Source organism: Bradyrhizobium sp. USDA 4538 (assembly GCF_024171045.1).
GTDB classification, from domain to species: Bacteria; Pseudomonadota; Alphaproteobacteria; order Rhizobiales; family Xanthobacteraceae; genus Bradyrhizobium; species Bradyrhizobium australafricanum.
The window spans coordinates 8,162,116-8,180,749 of record NZ_JALJZE010000001.1 but is presented as its reverse complement, the minus strand read 5'-3'; the positions used below and the strand labels follow the sequence as shown (position 1 = coordinate 8,180,749).

17 protein-coding genes are annotated in these 18,634 nt (G+C 64.6%); 9 read left to right on the top strand and 8 right to left on the bottom strand.

Annotated features, from left to right (window positions below):
• Positions 1 to 44 precede the first annotated feature (44 nt).
• From sufC to J2R78_RS37700, 6 genes are all read left to right on the top strand, one after another.
• Complete coding sequence (gene sufC, locus J2R78_RS37725; RefSeq protein ID WP_028342146.1) at positions 45 to 797, top strand: Fe-S cluster assembly ATPase SufC; 753 nt, start codon at positions 45 to 47, stop codon at positions 795 to 797.
• 17 nt (positions 798 to 814) lie between these two features.
• A complete protein-coding gene (gene sufD / locus J2R78_RS37720) occupies positions 815 to 2,137 on the top strand; it encodes a Fe-S cluster assembly protein SufD (protein WP_253608771.1) in 1,323 nt (440 codons plus the stop codon).
• On the top strand, positions 2,134 to 3,381 hold the full coding sequence (locus J2R78_RS37715; RefSeq protein ID WP_253608770.1) for a cysteine desulfurase: 1,248 nt from the start codon (positions 2,134 to 2,136) through the stop codon (positions 3,379 to 3,381). The genes sufD and J2R78_RS37715 overlap by 4 nt, the downstream gene beginning before the upstream one ends.
• Positions 3,378 to 3,749 carry an SUF system Fe-S cluster assembly protein gene (locus J2R78_RS37710; protein WP_016845787.1) on the top strand — a complete coding sequence of 124 codons (372 nt, stop codon included), beginning with the start codon at positions 3,378 to 3,380 and terminating at the stop codon, positions 3,747 to 3,749. Before J2R78_RS37715 ends, J2R78_RS37710 begins: the two co-directional genes overlap by 4 nt.
• 158 nt (positions 3,750 to 3,907) lie before the next feature.
• Positions 3,908 to 4,297 carry an iron-sulfur cluster assembly accessory protein gene (locus J2R78_RS37705; RefSeq protein ID WP_146984699.1) on the top strand — a complete coding sequence of 130 codons (390 nt, stop codon included), beginning with the start codon at positions 3,908 to 3,910 and terminating at the stop codon, positions 4,295 to 4,297.
• A 176-nt stretch (positions 4,298 to 4,473) separates the two neighbouring features.
• Entirely contained in the window at positions 4,474 to 4,941 is a 468-nt protein-coding gene (locus J2R78_RS37700) for a TfoX/Sxy family protein (protein ID WP_253608769.1), read from the top strand.
• Between the two features lie 115 nt (positions 4,942 to 5,056).
• Here J2R78_RS37700 and J2R78_RS37695 read toward each other — a convergent pair whose 3' ends face one another.
• The 4 genes from J2R78_RS37695 to J2R78_RS37680 all read right to left on the bottom strand — a co-directional run bounded on the left by J2R78_RS37695 (position 5,057) and on the right by J2R78_RS37680 (position 10,185).
• Positions 5,057 to 6,124 carry a GGDEF domain-containing protein gene (locus tag J2R78_RS37695; protein ID WP_253608768.1) on the bottom strand — a complete coding sequence of 356 codons (1,068 nt, stop codon included), beginning with the start codon at positions 6,122 to 6,124 and terminating at the stop codon, positions 5,057 to 5,059.
• Positions 6,125 to 6,541: 417 nt separating this feature from the next.
• Positions 6,542 to 8,035, bottom strand: coding sequence for a DEAD/DEAH box helicase (locus J2R78_RS37690; protein ID WP_057018600.1), 1,494 nt, complete (start codon positions 8,033 to 8,035; stop codon positions 6,542 to 6,544).
• A 251-nt stretch (positions 8,036 to 8,286) separates the two neighbouring features.
• Positions 8,287 to 9,003 (bottom strand): helix-turn-helix transcriptional regulator, encoded by a 717-nt coding sequence (locus J2R78_RS37685; RefSeq protein WP_253636036.1) that lies wholly within the window; start codon positions 9,001 to 9,003, stop codon positions 8,287 to 8,289.
• 228 nt (positions 9,004 to 9,231) lie between these two features.
• Positions 9,232 to 10,185: a helix-turn-helix transcriptional regulator gene (locus J2R78_RS37680; protein WP_253608765.1), complete on the bottom strand. Its 954-nt coding sequence runs from the start codon at positions 10,183 to 10,185 to the stop codon at positions 9,232 to 9,234.
• A 230-nt stretch (positions 10,186 to 10,415) separates the two neighbouring features.
• Here J2R78_RS37680 and J2R78_RS37675 point away from each other — a divergent pair, with 230 nt between their 5' ends.
• Entirely contained in the window at positions 10,416 to 11,912 is a 1,497-nt protein-coding gene (locus J2R78_RS37675; RefSeq protein WP_253608764.1) for a caspase family protein, read from the top strand.
• 72 nt (positions 11,913 to 11,984) lie between these two features.
• The gene (locus tag J2R78_RS37670) at positions 11,985 to 13,229 is read left to right on the top strand and encodes an FAD-dependent oxidoreductase (protein ID WP_253608763.1); all 1,245 of its coding nucleotides are present in this window, start codon (positions 11,985 to 11,987) and stop codon (positions 13,227 to 13,229) included.
• 36 nt (positions 13,230 to 13,265) lie between these two features.
• Here J2R78_RS37670 and J2R78_RS37665 read toward each other — a convergent pair whose 3' ends face one another.
• From J2R78_RS37665 to J2R78_RS37650, 4 genes are all read right to left on the bottom strand, one after another.
• Entirely contained in the window at positions 13,266 to 14,036 is a 771-nt protein-coding gene (locus J2R78_RS37665; protein WP_253608761.1) for an SDR family NAD(P)-dependent oxidoreductase, read from the bottom strand.
• 197 nt (positions 14,037 to 14,233) lie between these two features.
• Positions 14,234 to 15,025, bottom strand: a complete 792-nt coding sequence (locus J2R78_RS37660) for an outer membrane protein (RefSeq protein WP_076828706.1) — start codon at positions 15,023 to 15,025, stop codon at positions 14,234 to 14,236.
• A 226-nt stretch (positions 15,026 to 15,251) separates the two neighbouring features.
• Complete coding sequence (gene parE / locus J2R78_RS37655; RefSeq protein WP_253608760.1) at positions 15,252 to 17,312, bottom strand: DNA topoisomerase IV subunit B; 2,061 nt, start codon at positions 17,310 to 17,312, stop codon at positions 15,252 to 15,254.
• A gap of 126 nt (positions 17,313 to 17,438) precedes the next feature.
• Complete coding sequence (locus J2R78_RS37650) at positions 17,439 to 17,807, bottom strand: hypothetical protein (RefSeq protein WP_253608758.1); 369 nt, start codon at positions 17,805 to 17,807, stop codon at positions 17,439 to 17,441.
• Between the two features lie 185 nt (positions 17,808 to 17,992).
• Here J2R78_RS37650 and J2R78_RS37645 point away from each other — a divergent pair, with 185 nt between their 5' ends.
• Positions 17,993 to 18,523: a DedA family protein gene (locus J2R78_RS37645; RefSeq protein WP_028332199.1), complete on the top strand. Its 531-nt coding sequence runs from the start codon at positions 17,993 to 17,995 to the stop codon at positions 18,521 to 18,523.
• Positions 18,524 to 18,634 lie beyond the last annotated feature (111 nt).

Genomic DNA, 18,634 nt, shown 5'->3' with positions numbered 1-18,634 from the left:
CGGCGCGGCCGACGCGCCTCGGGGTGACGCTCAGGAAAAATCAGATGTCTCTGCTTGAAGTGAAAGATCTGCAGGTTCGTGTCGAGGAGCGTGAAATCCTCCACGGGCTATCGCTCACGGTGAACCCGGGCGAGGTGCACGCGATCATGGGGCCGAACGGCTCCGGCAAGTCGACGCTCTCCCACGTCATCGCCGGCAAGCCGGGCTATGAAGTCACCGGCGGGCAGATCCTGTTCAGGGGCGAGGACCTCCTGGAGATGGAGCCGAACGAGCGCGCCGCCAAGGGTGTGTTCCTGGCGTTCCAGTATCCGGTCGAGATTCCCGGCGTCACCACCTGGAATTTCCTGCACGCGGCGCTCAACGCCCAGCGCAAGGCGCGCGGCGAGGACGAGATCTCGTCGCCGGCCTTCCTCAAGAAGGTCCGCGAGGTCGCCAAGTCGCTGAACATTCCGCAGGACATGCTGAAGCGCGGCGTCAATGTCGGCTTCTCCGGCGGCGAAAAGAAACGCAACGAGATCCTGCAGATGGCGCTGTTCGAGCCGGCCGTCTGCATCCTCGACGAAATGGATTCCGGCCTCGACATCGACGCGCTGCGGATCGCGGCCGACGGCGTCAACGCGCTGCGCTCGCCGGAGCGCGCGATGGTCGTGATCACCCACTATCAGCGGCTGCTCAACTACATCGTGCCCGACTTCGTGCACGTGATGTCGAAGGGCCGGGTGGTGAAGAGCGGCGGCAAGGAGCTGGCGCTGGAGCTGGAAGAGTCCGGTTACACGCAGTTCGAAGACGCTGCCTGACAAACGCGGGTTTTGTGATGAACGTTGTTGCAAAGACCGAGACCGGGCGCGCGCTGGGCGACGCATTCGCCGTGGTGCGCGACCGTCTGCCGGGCGAGGGCAAGATCGCCGATCAGCGGCGCCAGGCGTTCGAGGCTTATGAACGATCAGGCCTGCCGCATCGCCGGATCGAGGACTGGAAATACACCGACCTGCGCGCGCTGATGCGCGAGGTGCTGCCGCTCGCGGCGGCCCCGGATGATGCCGCGCTGAGCCGCGCCAGGGCCGTCGTACAGGCCCGCGCGATCGAAGGCGTCCGGCGTCTGGTGCTGGTCGACGGCGCGTTCGCGCCTGATCTCTCCGATTGGCGAGATCTGGAGAAAGGGCTCTCGATCAATCCGCTGCGCCTCGCGCTGGAAGCCGGCGACGAGATCGTCGCGACACAGGCTCTCGCGTCCGATGTCGCCAACCCCATGATCGCGCTGAATGGCGCGATGGCGACCGACGGGGTCGTCATCGACGTCGCCAACGGCACGGTGCTGACCCAGCCGCTGCACATCGTGCATGTCGCATCCGGCACTGTGCCGGCCTCGACGTTCACGCGGTCGCTGCTCCGGCTCGGCCGCGATGCCGGCGTGACGCTGGTGGAGAGCTGTCTCGCCGCCGACGGCGCCAAGGCCTACCAGACCCATGACGGACTGGTTGTTGCGATCGGTGACAATTCACGGCTCGATCACGTGCGCCTGGTCGAAGACAGCGTCGATGCCTTCAATATTTCCTCGGCGACGGTGTCGCTCGGCGCGCATGCCCATTTCAATACCTTCGGCCTGACCTCGGGCGGTCATGTCAGCCGCTATCAGCTGACGGTGACCTGCGCCGGCGAGGGCTCGACGGTCGAGACCAACGGCGTCAATCTGATCAACGGCAAGCAGCACGCCGACACCACGCTGTTCGTGGATCACGCGGTGCCGCACTGCGCGAGCCGCGAGATCTTCCGCGCCGTTGTCGACGACCGCGCCCATTCGGTGTTCCAGGGCCGCATCATCGTCCGCCCCGACGCGCAGAAGACCGACGCCAAGATGATGACCCGTGCGCTGCTGCTGTCCGACGACGCGGAGGCTGACAACAAGCCCGAGCTCGAGATCTTCGCCGACGACGTCACCTGCGGTCACGGTGCGACCACCGGCGCGCTCGACGAGAGCCTGCTGTTCTACATGCGCGCCCGCGGACTGCCCGAGAAGGAAGCGCAGGCGCTCCTGATCCAGGCCTTCGTCGGCGAGGCGATCGAGACCATCGCCAGCGACGCATTGCGCGAGGTCGCAATTGCCACCGCGCAGCGCTGGCTTCAGGCGAGGGCGTGAGCATGCACAAGGCGGTCGCCAACGGCAGTTACGACGTCGCACTGGTGCGGCAGGATTTCCCGGCGCTCGCCATGCAGATCTACGGCAAGCCGCTGGTCTATCTCGACAACGCGGCCTCGGCGCAGAAGCCGAATGCGGTGCTCGACCGCATGACCGAGGCCTACAAGAGCGAATACGCCAACGTGCATCGCGGCCTGCATTACCTCGCCAATGCCGCGACGGAGGCCTATGAGGGCGCCCGCGGCAAGGTCGCGCAGTTCATCAACGCCCGCCGCAATGAAGAGATCGTCTTCACCCGCAACGTCACCGAGGCGATCAACCTGGTGGCGTCGTCCTGGGGCGGGGTGAACATCAAGGAGGGCGACGAGATCGTCCTCTCGATCATGGAGCACCACTCCAACATCGTGCCCTGGCATTTCCTCCGGGAGCGCCATGGTGCCGTGATCAAGTGGGCACCGGTCGACGACGAGGGCAACTTCCTGATCGAGGAGTTCGAGAAGCTCCTGACCCCGCGCACCAAGATCGTCGCGATCACCCAGATGTCGAACGCGCTCGGCACGCTGGTTCCGGTCAAGGACGTGATCCGGCTGGCGCACGACCGCGGCATCCCGGTGCTGGTCGACGGCGCACAAGGTGCGGTGCACCTGCCGATCGACGTCCAGGACCTCGATTGCGATTTCTACGCCTTCACCGGCCACAAGGTGTACGGACCGACCGGCATCGGCGCGCTCTATGCCAAGCACGAGCATCTGGTGGCGATGCGGCCGTTCAACGGCGGCGGCGAGATGATCCGTGAGGTGGCCAAGGACTGGGTCACCTATGGCGATCCGCCGCACAAGTTCGAGGCCGGGACGCCGCCGATCGTCGAGGCCATCGGGCTGGGGGCTGCGATCGACTACGTCAATTCGATCGGCAAGGAGCGCATCGCCGCGCATGAGCATGAACTGCTCACCTATGCGCAGGAGCGCCTGCGCGAGATCAACTCGCTGCGGGTGATCGGAACCGCCCGCAACAAGGGACCGGTGATCTCGTTCGAAATGAAGGGCGCGCATCCCCACGATGTCGCGACCGTGATCGATCGTCAGGGCATTGCGGTGCGCGCCGGCACGCATTGCGTGATGCCGCTTTTAGAGCGGTTCAACGTCACGGCCACCTGCCGTGCATCCTTCGGGATGTATAATACCAGGGAAGAAGTCGACCATCTGGCGCAGGCGCTGATCAAGACGCGGGAATTGTTCGCATGACCGATACAGCCGAAGTCAAGACGGCCACCATGGAAACCACCTCGGCACTGCCGGCGGAAGAGACCGAGCGCATGAGCGGCGAGATCGTCGCGGCGCTGAAGACGGTGTTCGACCCGGAAATCCCGGCCGACATCTACGAACTCGGCCTGATCTACAAGGTCGATCTCAAGGATGATCGCTCGGTCGACATCATGATGACGCTGACCACGCCGAACTGCCCGGCCGCCGGCGAGCTGCCGCAGATGGTGGAGAACGCGGTCGCCAGCGTTCCCGGCGTCGGCGTCGTCAACGTCAATCTGGTGTGGGATCCGGCCTGGACGCCGGACCGGATGTCGGACGAGGCGCGCCTCGTCCTCAATATGTGGTGATGCGTCGCAGCGTTTTCGAGCGAAGTGGATGCCGGTTCGCGTGAAGAAAACGCGTCAGAACAAGAGGTCAAGGTTCTGATCAAGAACCTTTACGGATTGGACTTAGGCTCAAGAAGATCGGCAATTGATTTGCCGCTGGGACTGACCACATGAGTGACATGACGCAAGTTTCACCGACCCCAGCCAAACCGAAGCGGCCGCGCCCGCAGGTCATGAAACTGACCGATGCCGCCGCGGAACGGATCACTGAGCTGACGAAACGCGCCGACTCGGAGATCGTCGGGCTGCGTGTCGGCATCAAGAACGGCGGCTGCGCCGGACAGTCCTATACCGTCGAATACGCTCACGAGATCCGTCCGACCGATGAAGTGGTCGAGGACAAGGGCGTGAAGATCCTGGTCGATCCGAAGGCCGTGCTGTTCCTGCTTGGAACCGAGATGGACTATGTGGCCGACAAGATGCAGGCCCAGTTCGTGTTCAATAACCCGAACCAGGTCTCCGCTTGCGGTTGCGGCGAATCGGTGCAGCTCAAGCCGGCCACGGTCTAGAGACGTCCGCATATCGATTGTTGTGTGATCGGCACCTGTGTTGCCCGTCATTGCGAGCGTAGCGAAGCAATCCATGTTTCCGCTTGTTGCGCGATGGATTGCTTCGCTACGCTCGCAATGACATGGATGGAGACGTGCTCCTTACCATGAGGCGACAGAACGGGGGCGATTGGCACATGGACCGCGAATTCCTCACCGACCTGTTCGCCGATTTCGGCCCGGTCACGCTGCGCCGGATGTTCTCCGGCTATGGTATCTCGGCTGACGGCACCAATTTCGCGCTGGCCCTGCGGGCCGGGCTTTATTTCCGCGCCGACGAGCAGACCATCCCGCAATTTGAGGCGGAGGGCTGCGGGCCATTCCAATATCAGACACGGTCGAAGACCGTCACGGTGAACTCCTACTGGCAGCTGCCGGCACGGCTGTTCGATGATTCGGAAGAACTCGCGGTCTGGGCACGGTCGGCACTCGGCGCCGCCCAGCGCGCCGCGCTGCGCAAGCGGCCAAGGAAACGAGCGGTTGCGCGAAAGTCGAAGGCGCCTGCGAAGAAGACTGCAGGCAAGAAAGCTACGGCAGAAAAGGCGGTTGCGAAGAGGCCATCGGCCAAGAAGAAGCGATCGGCAAAGAAGCGATCCGCATCCTGAGGCAGCCAATCCATCCACGTCATTGCGAGCGAAGCGAAGCAATCCATGGATCCGCATATGCGGCAGGTGGATTGCTTCGCTTCGCTCGCAATGACTGTGGAGGACGTGAGGGAAGTCACGCCACGCGGGTCTGGATCTCGGTGCTGTATTCCGGATCGGCCTCGCAGATCACACGGTTGCGGCCGGCGCGCTTGGCGGCATAGAGGCAGGCGTCGGCGCGCTCAATCAGCGAGTCGGTGTCGTCAGTCGGCTTCAGCATGGAGACGCCGACCGAGATCGTGACGCGGCCGAGGATCTCGCCGGTCGACTTCTTCTTCAGCTCCTTGGCCATCACGGCGCGGCGGATGTGGTCGGCGACCGTCAGCGCCTGCCGCAGCGCCGTGTTGGGAAGCACCACTGCGAATTCCTCGCCGCCATAGCGGGCGGTGATGTCCTGGCCCTTGATGTTCTGCTTCAGCGACTGTGCCACCAGCCGCAGCACCTGGTCGCCGGTGAGATGGCCGTAGGAGTCGTTGAACGATTTGAAGTGGTCGATGTCGAACATCAGGAGCGACAGCGGCTCGCCGCTGGCGAGCGCGGCTTGCACCGCCATGTCGATCGAGCGGTCGAAATATTTCCGGTTGCCGAGGCCGGTGAGCGGATCGGTCAGGCTCTCGGCACGGATCGCCTCGAGGCTATGCTGCAGGTCGCTGATCTCCGACTTCGACAGCGCGAGCCGGTTCTCCAATGCCTGATTGGTCTCGCGCATCTCGCGCGTCGATTTCGCCAGGCTATCGACGATTGCCTTGATGTGATCGCGGGTGGTCGCGCTCGCAAGCTTATCGCTGGCGCCGACGAGGCTGGCGTCATAGGTCGCGGACACGTCGAGCGCATCGGTGATCAGCTTCATGACGGCGTCGATCTCGCCGATGACGCGCGCGCCGACCTTGTCGATGCGGTCCGAGGTCTTGATGTGCGAAAGGTAGGTTTCGTAGATCTGCTCGAGATCGGATTCAGAGAGCTTGCCACTGCGCGCCAGCGTCTCGTTGATGACCTTGTTGAGCGGCGCGTTGTATCCGGTCGCGTAGACGTACCAGATTTCATAGTTGCGGGGGACTGCGGTCTGGCGAAGCGAGCGGATCTGGCCAAGCGCGACTTCGGCAAAGGCCAACGTACGTTCGTGTTCGTCCAGCAGCTTGACCACTGTCACGTCCTCAATGCACGCAATGCCGATTAAACCCGGCAGCAATGACTAAACTATTGGGGCGAGGGTACGGGACGAGAGTGAAGGCAAGGTAAACAGTGGAACTACGGGGAAGCCGGCTGCGGCGACCATGCGGCGCGCCCGATGTTTGTCCGCCTTGAGCGCCACTTTCGGGCGCTTTTCGTTTGTTCGCTAGAGCATGATCCGGAAAAGTGCGCAGCGGTTTTCCGAAAAGATCATGCTCAAACAACGAGCTAAGGCACAATGACGCTTCACGCAAATCTCATCGCGCTTTGTCGCGAGGCGCAAACTGCGCGCATTTGCTTCAAACGCTGAGGATCAGCGCGTGCGCCGGTCGCGGGCGGCAAGAGAATTGTCCGGAATACCGCCGCTAGCGCGGCGGCGTCAGAGCAGGCCTTATGCGCGTGCGCGCACAGGTCGCAGCAGGAAGGCGGGCAGGTGCGAATGATCGGCGGGCTCGTGGTCCACCTCGCGCTGCGGCCGCCGTGGCTCGGCACGCCCGATCGACGGCACGTGCGACGGAGCGGCCTGCGGAGCCGAATTGCGGCCGTGGCGCGGTTCACGCTCCGGCTTCGCTGCGCGCTCCTCGCGGGGCTCCCGCTCGTGACGCGCTTCGCGTTCACCGTGACGCGGCTCGCGTTCACCGTGGCGCGCCTCGCGCTCGCGGCGCGGCTTGCGGCCGCCGCGGGCACCATCGCGCGAACCTTCGCGGCCACGCGAGCGGCGCGGCGCGGCGTCCTCGTCGGAGGCTTCGCTGTGAACGGTGTAGTCGCCCTCAGCGCGCGGGATCGGCTGGCCGATCAGCTTCTCGATCGCGGTCATCGACTTGCTATCGAGCGAGGTGACGATGGAGATCGCAGTACCGGTGCGTCCGGCGCGGCCAGTACGGCCAATGCGGTGGACATAGTCGTCGGGGTGGTGCGGTACGTCGAAATTGAAGACGTGGCTCACCGCGGGAATGTCGAGACCACGGGCGGCGACGTCGGAGGCGACGAGCAGCGGAATCTCGCCCTTCCGGAATTGATCGAGGGCCGCGGTGCGGGCGGATTGATCCATATCGCCGTGCAGGGCACCGACGCTGAAGCCGTGCTTCTGGAGTGACTTGTGAAGGACGGCGACTTCGCGCTTGCGATTGCAGAAGATAATCGCGTTGTTGAGATCCTTGGCATCGCGCAGCAGGCGGCGGAGGATCTCGCGCTTGTCATGCGCTTCGCGACCGGCCGGGACCTGCAATTGCGTCACGGTGACGGCGGTGGTCGCGGGCCTGGAGACTTCGATCCGCGCAGGATTGTGCAGGAAGGCCTCGGTGATGCGGCTGATCTCCGGAGGCATCGTCGCGGTGAAGAACAGGGTCTGCCGCGTGAACGGGACGAGCTTGCAGATGCGTTCGATGTCGGGGATGAAACCCATGTCGAGCATGCGATCGGCTTCGTCGATCACCAGCAGTTCGACGCCGGTGAGCAGCAATCCGCCGCGTTCGGTGTGGTCGAGCAGGCGGCCGGGCGTTGCGATCAGGACGTCGACGCCGCGCATCAGCTTGGAGTCCTGGTCGCCGAACGAGACGCCGCCGATCAGGAGCGCCACGTTCAATTTCTGACCGGCGCCGTATTTGTCGAACTGCTCCTTCACCTGCGCGGCAAGCTCGCGGGTCGGCTCGAGGATCAGGGTGCGCGGCATCCGTGCCCGGGCGCGGCCCTTCTCGAGCAGGGTAAGCATCGGGAGAACGAAGGCAGCGGTCTTGCCGGTGCCGGTCTGGGCAATGCCGAGGACGTCGCGCCGGGCGAGAACGTGCGGGATTGCCTGTTCCTGGATGGGAGTGGGGTTGGTGTAACCGGTGGCCGCAACTGCGGCGAGGACCTTATCGGACAGGCCTAGATTGGAAAAAGACATTGAGCCTCTGGTCGAAACCGCCGTTCGGCATCGCAGGTAAAAGGCTGTCGCGTTCGGCCCCGAAACGGCTCGCTTTTCTATAAAGCTCGGGGGCTCTGACTAACGCCGACGGACGGCAAACCTGACGAATCGCGTTTCGATCCGAGGGCCGCGTTGCCCGCAACATAGGGGCGAAAGCGGTAAAGTCAATCTTGGAACCGGCCGGATAGCCGAAAAAGCTTAACGTTTTGACTGAAATACGCGCCTTTTCGTCATTTGGCGGTCAAATGAATCACGACCCCCGTCCCGGACGGCGAGGCCACAGCGGGGGCCTCCGCGCTGTTTTTCATCCTGAATCCGCCAGGCGTCAGGCCTTCGGAATCGCCGAATATCCGGTAGAAGGTGGCGAGGCTGCCGAACCCGCAGGTGAGGGCGATGTCGGCGATCGGCCGCGGCGGCTTCTCGCAAAGCAGCCTTCGGCTCTCGCTCAGGCGCTGGGCGGTGACGGTCTGCGAAAAGCTCGTCCCGGTCGCTTCGAACAAGACGTGCAGGTAGCGGACCGAGACGCCGAGGATGCCAGCGACCATCCCTGGCGACAGGCTTGGCCTGGCAAGATGGCGCGTGATCAGGCGGCGCGCGAGGCTGAGCCGGCCGACGCGCAGCGCCTGCTGCGCCCGGCGGCTGCCCGGCCTGATCACACCGCGCTCGATCAGCGCAAGGTCCGCCACGATCTTGACCAGCGCAGGAATGCAAGCGGTATCACCGGCCTCCGTGGCCTCCTTGAAGTCGGCGAGGCAAGCTTCGAGCAACGGCGCCCAGCCGCGATTGCTGGTCGCCGGTGAGCCCTCACGGGCAGGCTCAGACGCCTGGATTTGATCCGCCCGCGGGTCCGCGGCATCGAGATAAATGCGCGTCGCGCCTGTAGCTAGCGTTTCCTGGCTGTGATCCCCGTGCTTACCGCGCATCGTGACTGATCCCTCGCTCTGCATGAGCGCGCGCGTCGCCGGTAAGGAAATTTGCGGTGCCGAACCCGGGCGAAGCGCCGCAGTGGTTCTGGCGAAATGGCCGGAAAATATCTTCTCAATGCGCGCAGGCTGATCACTTCGGTTCAGCGAAAGTCGGATCGCGCGGCGATGTGAAGTTCAAGGAGCTGAAGGGGGCGCGGCCAAGCTTCGGCGAATTGCGAGCGTGGTGTCCCGGCCGGTCCGGACGGGCGCTCAGGCCGTTTGTGCGCGATAGTCGCCCGGCGTCATGGATTCGGATGCATTGAAGAGGCGGTAGAACGTCGCAAGGCTCTCGAAGCCGCAGGCAAAGGCGACCTCGGCGATCGTTTGCCTGGGCTGCTCGCGGAGCAGGCGGCGGCTCTGCTCGAGCCGGAGCGCGGTGACGGTCTCCGAGAAGCTCATCTCGGTTTCCTCGAACAGGATGTGCAGGTGACGGACCGAGATGCCGAGCAGGCCGGCAATCAGGGTTGGCGACAGCGCCGCACGCGCCAGGTGGCGCCGGATCAGGCGCCGGGCCAGCGACAAATGGGCGGTTCGCAAGGCCTGCTGCGCAAGCCGGCTCTTCGGCCGCATGATGCCGCGCTCGATCAGCGCGATATGGGCCAGCGCCTGCACCGTCGGCGCCGTGCCCGCCGCCGCGGCATCGTTGCTCTCGATGAGGTCGCGGAAGCATGCTTCCAGCAGGGCCCGCAGCGCGGTCTCATCCTGCACCGGCCTGGGGACGAGTTCGCCGAGCTCGGCGCCCGGCGGGACGATGTTCGCGACCGGGACCTTGATGATGCGCAGGTGGAAGCCGTCGTCGTGCAGGGGGACAGTGCGATAGGGCAGGTCCGAGTAGCTGGTCGCGAACATGCCGTCGCGAACGGCAAATTCATCGAGCCGCGCGCCGCCGAACCAGCCGCCGCCGCCAAGCTGCTGATAGATGCACAGGCTGTCGCTGGCCGCGTCGGCGATGTCGCCGGTGCGCCGTTCGACACGGTACGGCGAGGCGCGCAGCTCGACCAGCCCGGCATCGCCGAGCTTGCGCAGCGAGAACTCGCCGAAGAAGTCGCGGCGCCGGTCGGCTTCCAGCTCGGCGGTGACGCCGAACAGCCCCTTGGCGCGGACCTCGCGCCAATAGTCGAAGCGATCCTTGGGATCGACTTGATCAGTAGACCATGTGTGCACGGAAAAGCCGTTGCGACGTGCGGAGAGCTCGAACCGGATGGAGGTTCGAATCTATCACGCGGGCCGTAAAAAGAAACTTGACCTAAGACAAATCGGATCCCTCATTTCGGCCTGGCGTGGCCGGCCGGAACGGCCGTCCGCGGCCGGCCTTGAACCGGCGAAACGGCTGGTCCGACTATTAGGCGGCGGTCGCACGGGCGGCGCATTTGTCGTGCAGGCGGGAAAACGGGATGAAGAGCTGGCTTTCGAGACTTTCGGCGATCCTTTGGGCGGTTGCATTTGTCGCATCGGCCGCACCCGCCCAGGCCGAAAAGCGCGTCGCGCTGGTGATCGGCAACAATGACTACAGGAACGTGCCCAGGCTGCAGAAGGCGGTCAACGACGCCCGCACCATGGGCGACACGCTGAAGCAGCTCGGCTTCAGCGTCATGGTAGCCGAGAACCTCAACCGGCAGGCGTTCTCCGAGACGCTGCTCGCGTTCGACCGCTCCGTGGAACCGGGCGATACCGCGTTCTTCTTCTATGCCGGCCACGGCTTCGAGATCGCCGGCCAGAATTTCCTGCTGCCGACCGACGTGCCGGCCGCCACCGAAGGGCAGGAGGAATTGGTGCGCGACGCCTCTGTTCTCGCCGACCGCATCGTCGAGCGCTTGCAGAACAAGAAGGCGCGCACCTCGATCCTGGTGTTCGACGCCTGCCGCAACAATCCGTTCGAGCGCGCCGGCACGCGCGCGGTCGCCGGCGGCGGTGGCCTCGCGCCGATGACGCAACTGCCGGAGGGCGTGTTCTCGGTGTTCTCGGCGGGGCCGCGCCAGACCGCGCTCGACCGTCTTTCGAACGATGATGCCAATCCCAATTCGGTGTTCACGCGGACCTTCGCCAAGGAGCTGCTGCAGCCCGGCGAGAATCTCGTGCAGGTCGCGCAGCGCACGCGGCGCCTGGTCAGCGAGATGGCCGAGACCGTGAAGCACAAGCAGATCCCGGTCTATTTCGACCAGATGGTCGACGATGTCTTCCTGAACGGGATCGCGAAGGGGCAGGCCGAGGCGGCCAAGCCGTCCGCGCCGCCGCAGCAGGTGGCCGCGCTGCCGCCGGTCGCGGTGCCGAAGCTGCCGAAGGAGGATTCGATCAACGCGCCGATCGCGAGCTTCTCGCGGCACAATGGCGGCTGGACCGTGGTGTTCTCGATCGCCGATCCAACGCTCGGGATTTCCTGGCGGATCGGCGACAGCGGCGATTTCCGCGAAACCGGCTTCATCGACACGCTCGATCCGCGCACGCGCAAGCGGATGCCCAATCCGTCGGTCGAGCTGCCGGCCGATGCGCCGGCCGCAACGATCGAGATTCGCTATGTCGATACGCAAGGCATGATGCAGGGGCCGTTCCCGATCAAGTTCGATCCCGACGCCGCGCTGATCCGCGACCAGCGCAAGATCCTCGACATGACCGCGACCAGCTGGCTGTCATTCCGCGAGTTCAACGGACTGCTGGTCTACTATACGCACCTGATGTCGTATCGCTGCGCGATCCGCGAGGTGCGCATCGGCATCGACACCGCGGTGCCGGACAAGGTCCTGAAGATGCCATCCTGCAATTCGCGCGATCCCAGCGCGATCCCGTCTGACGCGCAGCCTTATCTGAAGCTTGCGCCGCAGACCAAGGCGGTCTCGGTCGAGCTGACCTATCGCGACGGCAGCGTGTCGGAAATCAAGACCTTCAGGCGATAGCCTTGCATCCTTGCCGCCCGATCCGCGTTACAATCGGATTCTGAGGGGCGAGGCAGCGGTGAGGACGGCATCATGGATGCAGGCAATCCGGCAGGGCCGAACACGCGTCAGATCAGGGCGCGCTGCTGCGTGGTCGGCGGCGGGCCGGCCGGCATGATGCTTGGCTATCTGCTCGGACGCGCCGGAGTCGATGTCGTGGTGCTGGAGAAGCACGCCGACTTCTTCCGCGACTTCCGTGGCGACACCGTGCATCCGTCGACCCTGCAGGTGATGGACGAACTCGGCCTGATAGACGGCTTCCTGAAGCTGCCGCATCAGGACATCCAGACGCTCGACGGCATGTTCGGCGGCACCTCGGTGCGGATCGCCGATCTCCGCCGCCTCAGCGTCAAATACCCCTTCATCGCGATGATGCCACAGTGGGACTTCCTCAATTACCTGCGCGAGAGCGGCAAGCGCTTCCCCTCGCTGAAGGTGCTGATGAAGGCCGAGGCGACCGATCTGATCCGGCGCGGCGATGCTGTCGCAGGCGTGCACGCGAACACGCCCGACGGCCCGGTCGAGATCGAGGCGGATCTGACCATCGGCTGCGACGGACGTCATTCGATCGTGCGCGAGCGCGCCGGCCTCGACGTCGAGGAGATCGGCGCGCCGATGGACGTTTTGTGGTTTCGCGTCGGGCGGCGTCCGGATGAGACCGAGAATTTGTTCGCCCGCGTCGAGCACGGCAAGATGATGGTGACGTTCGATCGCGGCGACTACTGGCAATGCGCCTATGTGATCGCCAAGGGCCAATACGAGGCGGTGAAGGCGAGGGGATTGCCGGCGCTGCTCGACGACGTGCTGCGGCTGGCGCCGATCCTCAAGGCCGGCATTGCCGACGTGAAGAGCTTTGACGACGTCAAGCTGCTCACGGTCGCGATCAATCGCCTGACGCGCTGGACCCGTTCCGGCCTGCTCTGCATCGGCGACGCCGCGCATGCGATGTCGCCGATCGGCGGCGTCGGCGTCAACCTCGCGGTGCAGGATGCGGTCGCGACCGCCAACATCCTGGCGGCGAAGCTCGTTCACGGCGTGCCGTCGGAAGACGAACTCGATGCGGTGCGGCGTCGCCGCGAATTCCCGGTGCGCGTGACGCAGCGCATGCAGGTGATTGCGCAGAACAACATCATCAGCGCGGCGCTGAAGGCCGGCGATCAGCCGGTGCCGTTGGCGCTGCGGTTGATCACGGCAATGCCCTGGCTGCAGGGCCTCACCGCACGTCTGGTCGCCGTCGGGGTGCGGCCGGAGCACGTGCATTCGCCGGCCGCGGGCTGAACTGCGCGCCGCGCGACCGGAAGAGCGCTTGTGCTTTCAGGCCATCACCGAATAGCCGCCGTCGACGGGGATCGCGGTGCCGGTGACGAAGTCCGACGCCGGCGATGCCAGGAACACAGCGATGCCTGCGAAGTCATCGATCGCACCCCAGCGTGCCGCCGGCGTGCGCGCAAGCACGCGCTCGTGCAGCCCGGTCACCTGCTGGCGCGCGCCTTTGGTCAGGTCGGTATCGATCCAGCCGGGCAGGATGGCATTGACCTGGATGTTGTCGGGAGCCCAGGCGTTGGCGCAGGCGCGGGTGTACTGCACGATACCGCCCTTGCTCGCGGCATAGGCCGCGGCGAAGCTCGCACCGAAGATCGACATCATCGAGCCGATATTGATGATCTTGCCGTGGCCCGACGCCTTGAGCGCCGGATAGGCCGCCTTCGAGCACATGAACGCGCTGGTCAGGTTGGTGTCGATCACCTTGCTCCACTCCTCCAGCTCGAGCTCGTGCGGAGGCTTGCGGATGCTCATGCCGGCGTTGTTGACGAGAATGTCGATCCGGCCGAACTCGCGAACGACCCGTTCGACCATGGCCGCGACGGCGGCCTTGTCGGTCACGTCGGTTGCCACCGCGATCGCCTTGGCGCCGCGCTTGCCGAGATCCTCGACGGCGGCCTTCGACTTCGCCTCGTTGCGGCCGACCACGGCAACCGCCGCGCCGGCGTCCGCCAGGCCGCGCGCCATGCCAAGCCCGATGCCGCCATTGCCACCGGTGACGATGGCGACCCGGCCCGAGAGATCAAACTGTCCGTTTTTCATTGTTGTTGTCCGCTGAGGTTTGAACCGGGCGCGAGAGTGCCCGATCGTCCCGGCGCTGACCAGATCGGCCACCGCCGGTCCGCCCTGCGCCGGCGGGCCTGCGCGTGGGGAGATTTCGATGACGTTCGGGCAACAAAAAAGCCCCGGACAATGCCGGGGCTTTTGGTCTGCTATCTCAGCAGGGATCAGTACGCAGCTCAGTACTTGGCAACAACCGGACCGGTCCAGTTGAAGCGGTAGACCAGCGAGGTGCTGATGGTCTGGACAAGCGGCTTGAAGGTGATGTCGCGGCCGTTCGAGAGGTTGGTGCCGTCGACCAGCTCCGAGATGTTCTTGTTGTCGTAGTAAGCGGCGCGATACTCGGTCTTCATGAACCAGCCCGGCGCGGTGATGCCGAAGATGTTCAGGTTGTTCTCGACGCCGCCGCCGACGAACCAGCCGCCGCGATCGAAGTCGTTGGTGTGCAGACCCGAGGGAAGCGCGCTCGCGGTGTTGAACAGCGTGGTGCCCTTCCAGTGCGAGCTGGAGTAACCGGCGTTGACGTAAGACAGGACGTTCGGCGCGATCAGGTAGCCGAGGCGCGCACCAGCCGCCCAGCTGTAGTCGTTCTTGATGTTGCCGGCGACGAACGGACCCTGATCCTGGATGGTGCCCTTCAGGCTGCCGAACTGACCGTCGGCGAACACGCCGATGACCCAGCTGTTGGCGGTCTGCCAGTCGTAACCGGCGCCGACGGTGCCGTACCAGCCATCGCCGCCCTGGCGCTGGTTGAAGCCGAGGATCGGCGCACCCGTGACGGTCGACTGGACGCCCGTGTCAGCATCCCAGACGCCGCCGCCGCCACCGCCGAAGATGTAGAAGCCGGTCCAGCTCGGAGCGACCGGAACCGGAGCAGGAGCCTTGGTGTAGGGGCGGGCGGCCAGATCGGCCGCCGACGCCGATGCCGTCATCGCAGCAACCGCGGTCAGAGCGAGCAAAATCTTCTTCATATCCAAATCCTCGACTAGCGTTCGATCAGGTCGCTCAGGGGAGTGCGCTGGCACCGATTCCCGAAACTCATGATCGAACTATACGTGGTTCCGTTGGAAATGCTGTTGCTGGTGAGACACATCCGGCTGAAAACGAAGCCACTGGGGCTCTCCGAACGGGCAAAATGGCAACGGCCGCCCCAATCTGGGAGCGGCCGGAAACTCATTTCAGATCAATCGGTTGGGCCTAGACGTCGAGCAGGTCGTCGCTGGCGAATTCGGCCTTGTCGGAAATAAAGGCAAAGCGGGCTTCGGCCTTGGTACCCATCAGCCGCTCGACCGAATCGGCGGTGCCCTCGCGATCGTCGGCCAGCAGCACCACGCGCAGCAGCGTGCGCTTGGCCGGATCCATCGTGGTTTCCTTCAGCTGCGCCGGCATCATCTCGCCGAGGCCTTTGAAGCGATTCACCTCGACCTTGGCGTTGGCGTTGAACTCGCTCTTCAGCAGCTCGTCCTTGTGCGCGTCGTCGCGGGCGTAGATCGACTTGGTGCCGTGCTTCAGCTTGTAGAGTGGCGGAACCGCCAGATAGAGGTGCCCTTCGTCGATCAGCCGCGGCATCTGCCGGTAGAAGAAGGTGATCAGGAGCGATGCGATGTGTGCGCCGTCGACGTCGGCGTCGGTCATGATGATGATGCGCTGGTAGCGCAGATCCTCTTCGCGGTAATGCGCGAGCGTTCCGCAGCCGATCGCCTGCACGAGATCGGAGAGCTGCGCGTTGGCGGTCAGCTTGTCCTTGCCGGCGGAGGCGACGTTGAGGATCTTGCCGCGCAGCGGCAGCACGGCCTGCGTCTTGCGGTCGCGCGCCTGCTTGGCGCTGCCGCCGGCCGAGTCACCTTCGACGATGAAGAGCTCTGAGCCTTCGGTACCGGCGTCGGAGCAATCGGCGAGCTTGCCGGGCAGACGCAGTTTCTTGCCGGCGGTCTTGCGCGCGGTTTCCTTTTCCTGACGGCGGCGCAGCCGTTCCTCGGCGCGATCGATCACGAAATCGAGCAGCCGGTTGGCCTGGTTCGGATTGCCTGACAGCCAGTGGTCGAACGGATCCTTCATCGCCTGTTCGACGATGCGCTGCGCTTCGGCGGTGGCGAGGCGGTCCTTCGTTTGGCCCTGGAATTCAGGCTCGCGCACGAACACCGAGAGCATCACGGCCGCGCCCACCATCACGTCTTCCGAGGTAATGGACGCCGCGCGCTTGCCCTGGCCCGCGCGTTCGGCGTGGTCCTTGAGACCGCGCAACAATGCGCTGCGCAGGCCGGATTCATGCGTACCGCCATCGGGCGTCGGCACCGTGTTGGTGTAGGACGACAGGAAGCCGTCGGCATCGGCCGTCCAGGCCACGGCCCATTCGCAGGCGCCATGCGCGCCGCTGCGGCCGGATTTGCCGGAGAAGATATCCTGATGCACCAGCGTATCGGCGTGGATCGCCGCGGCCAGATAATCCTTCAGTCCGCCGGGGAAGTGGAACTTGGCTTCCGACGGGACGTCTTCGATGCCCTTCAAGAGCTCCTGGTCGCAGTGCCAGCGAATCTCGACGCCGCCGAACAGATAGGCCTTCGAGCGCGTCATCTTGAACAGACGCTGCGGCTTGAAAGCCGCCTTGGCGCCGAAAATGTCGGTGTCCGGCTTGAAGCGGATGCGCGTGCCGCGGCGGTTGCTGACCTTGCCGAGGTCTTCGAGCTTGCCCTTGGGGTGGCCGCGCTCGAAGGTCATGCGATGCAACTGCCCGCTGCGCGCAACCTCGACCTCGAGCAGCGAGGAGAGGGCGTTGACCACGGAGACACCGACACCGTGCAGGCCGCCCGAGGTCTCATAGACCTTGGAGTCAAACTTGCCGCCCGAGTGCAGCGTGCACATGATGACTTCGAGCGCCGACTTCTTCGGGAATTTCGGATGCGGGTCGACCGGAATGCCCCGACCATTGTCGGTCACGGTCAGGAAGCCGTCGGCGGTCAACTCCACGTCGATGAAGGTGGCGTGGCCCGCCAGCGCCTCATCCATGCAGTTGTCGATCACCTCGGCGAACAGGTGGTGCAGGGCCTTTTCGTCGGTGCCACCGATATACATGCCGGGGCGCCGGCGGACCGGTTCCAGCCCTTCCAGCACCTCGATGTCAGCCGCCGTATAGCCGGCTTCGGCGCTTCCAGCGGATCGCGAAGCAGCCTTCGCCGGGGCGCGTCCCTTCGCTTCCGGGGCTCCGAACAGATCGTCGGCAGATTTACTTTTGGCGTTCGACTTCAATGATTTGGCCATGGTTCTTCAAGTGGCGCGCCGGTCACGGCGCGGCGAATCGGTTGCTCTGACTATGCCACGGATGGGCTGCCAATGGGGACGGCCGCGCCCTGGAGCCTGGCCATCCCCATAGATAGGAAACCGCGATTACGCCCGCGAGGTGCGGATTACAATGACCGTGAACAGGGCCATGGCGGCGACCACCAGCAGTGACCCGACGATCGGCGCCGCCTCGAACGACGGTCCCTTCAGCAGCACGGCGGCCACGCCGGCCGGGAACAGGACGCCGCCGACGATATGCAGCCAGCCCTGGATTCTGGCGAGCAGCATGCTGCCCGCTTCCGGCACCAGCCGGTAGTAGAGGCCGAACAGGAACAGCAGCACGCCGCCGACCAGATTGAGATGCGCATGCGCCGGTCCCAACGTGAAGTCGTGCTGGATACCCATGGCGATGCCCGCGAGCATTCCGAACAGCAGGACGAGAACGCTCACGCACATCATCAGCGATCCGATCATCCAGTCATTCCTTTTTCTTGTGAGGGAGATGCCAACCTGGACCTCAGGGGCCTTACGGGAAATCACGGTCGATCCCCGCCTTTGTGACTTGATGTCACGCAATCGGCTGGCTTACCTGTTCTTAGGCTGCGTGCCGCTAGAAAGGTTCATTCGAGGTTCAACGGAGCGGGAAGGCACACGACGAGATGGAAGACCTTGCGCGGGCCCTGGCCGAATTCGTGCGGCACCACCAGGCCTGGGCCGCTCCGATCGTCATGCTGCTGGCGTTCGCTGAATCGCTCGCCTTCATTTCATTGCTGGTTCCGGCCTGGGGTGCGCTGGTCGCGATCGGCGCCCTGATCGGCGTCAGCGGGATCAGCTTCTGGCCGATCTGGATCGCGGGCGGCGTCGGCGCTGCACTCGGCGACTGGGTCTCCTACTGGTTCGGCTATCGCTACAAGGAGCAGGTCGCGCAGATGTGGCCGCTGTCGCGCTACCCGGAGATCCTGCCGCGGGGCGAGGCCTTCGTGAAGAGCTGGGGCGTGCCCAGCATCTTCATCGGCCGCTTCTTCGGTCCACTGCGCGCCTCGGTGCCGCTTGCGGCCGGCATTTTCGAGATGTCGTACTGGCAATTCCAGATCGCCAATTTCGTCTCCGCGCTGGTCTGGTCGGCGGCACTGCTGCTGTTCGGCGACGTCATTGCCCATGCCATCGAGTGGGTGTGGCGGGTGGTGTAGCGCCGTCAGTCCGCGACATCGGACGGGTGCCCACACGCGAAAAGAGAAACCTAAAAGTTTTTCTATCCCGGCGAGGCGACGGTAATCTCGCGGTGCTAGCTCAACAGCCGA

Bases quoted from the DNA above. Each gene is read 5' to 3' on its own strand.
- J2R78_RS37670 (WP_253608763.1), top strand. From the start codon at position 11,985: ATGGATGCAGGCAATCCGGCAGGGCCGAACACGCGTCAGATCAGGGCG.
- J2R78_RS37710 (WP_016845787.1), top strand. From the start codon at position 3,378: ATGACCGATACAGCCGAAGTCAAGACGGCCACCATGGAAACCACCTCG.
- sufC (WP_028342146.1), top strand. From the start codon at position 45: ATGTCTCTGCTTGAAGTGAAAGATCTGCAGGTTCGTGTCGAGGAGCGT.
- J2R78_RS37660 (WP_076828706.1), bottom strand. From the start codon at position 15,025: ATGAAGAAGATTTTGCTCGCTCTGACCGCGGTTGCTGCGATGACGGCA.
- J2R78_RS37650 (WP_253608758.1), bottom strand. From the start codon at position 17,807: ATGATCGGATCGCTGATGATGTGCGTGAGCGTTCTCGTCCTGCTGTTC.
- parE (WP_253608760.1), bottom strand. From the start codon at position 17,312: ATGGCCAAATCATTGAAGTCGAACGCCAAAAGTAAATCTGCCGACGAT.
- J2R78_RS37690 (WP_057018600.1), bottom strand. From the start codon at position 8,035: ATGTCTTTTTCCAATCTAGGCCTGTCCGATAAGGTCCTCGCCGCAGTT.
- J2R78_RS37685 (WP_253636036.1), bottom strand. From the start codon at position 9,003: ATGCAGAGCGAGGGATCAGTCACGATGCGCGGTAAGCACGGGGATCAC.
- J2R78_RS37700 (WP_253608769.1), top strand. From the start codon at position 4,474: ATGGACCGCGAATTCCTCACCGACCTGTTCGCCGATTTCGGCCCGGTC.
- sufD (WP_253608771.1), top strand. From the start codon at position 815: ATGAACGTTGTTGCAAAGACCGAGACCGGGCGCGCGCTGGGCGACGCA.
- J2R78_RS37675 (WP_253608764.1), top strand. From the start codon at position 10,416: ATGAAGAGCTGGCTTTCGAGACTTTCGGCGATCCTTTGGGCGGTTGCA.
- J2R78_RS37645 (WP_028332199.1), top strand. From the start codon at position 17,993: ATGGAAGACCTTGCGCGGGCCCTGGCCGAATTCGTGCGGCACCACCAG.
- J2R78_RS37705 (WP_146984699.1), top strand. From the start codon at position 3,908: ATGACGCAAGTTTCACCGACCCCAGCCAAACCGAAGCGGCCGCGCCCG.
- J2R78_RS37665 (WP_253608761.1), bottom strand. From the start codon at position 14,036: ATGAAAAACGGACAGTTTGATCTCTCGGGCCGGGTCGCCATCGTCACC.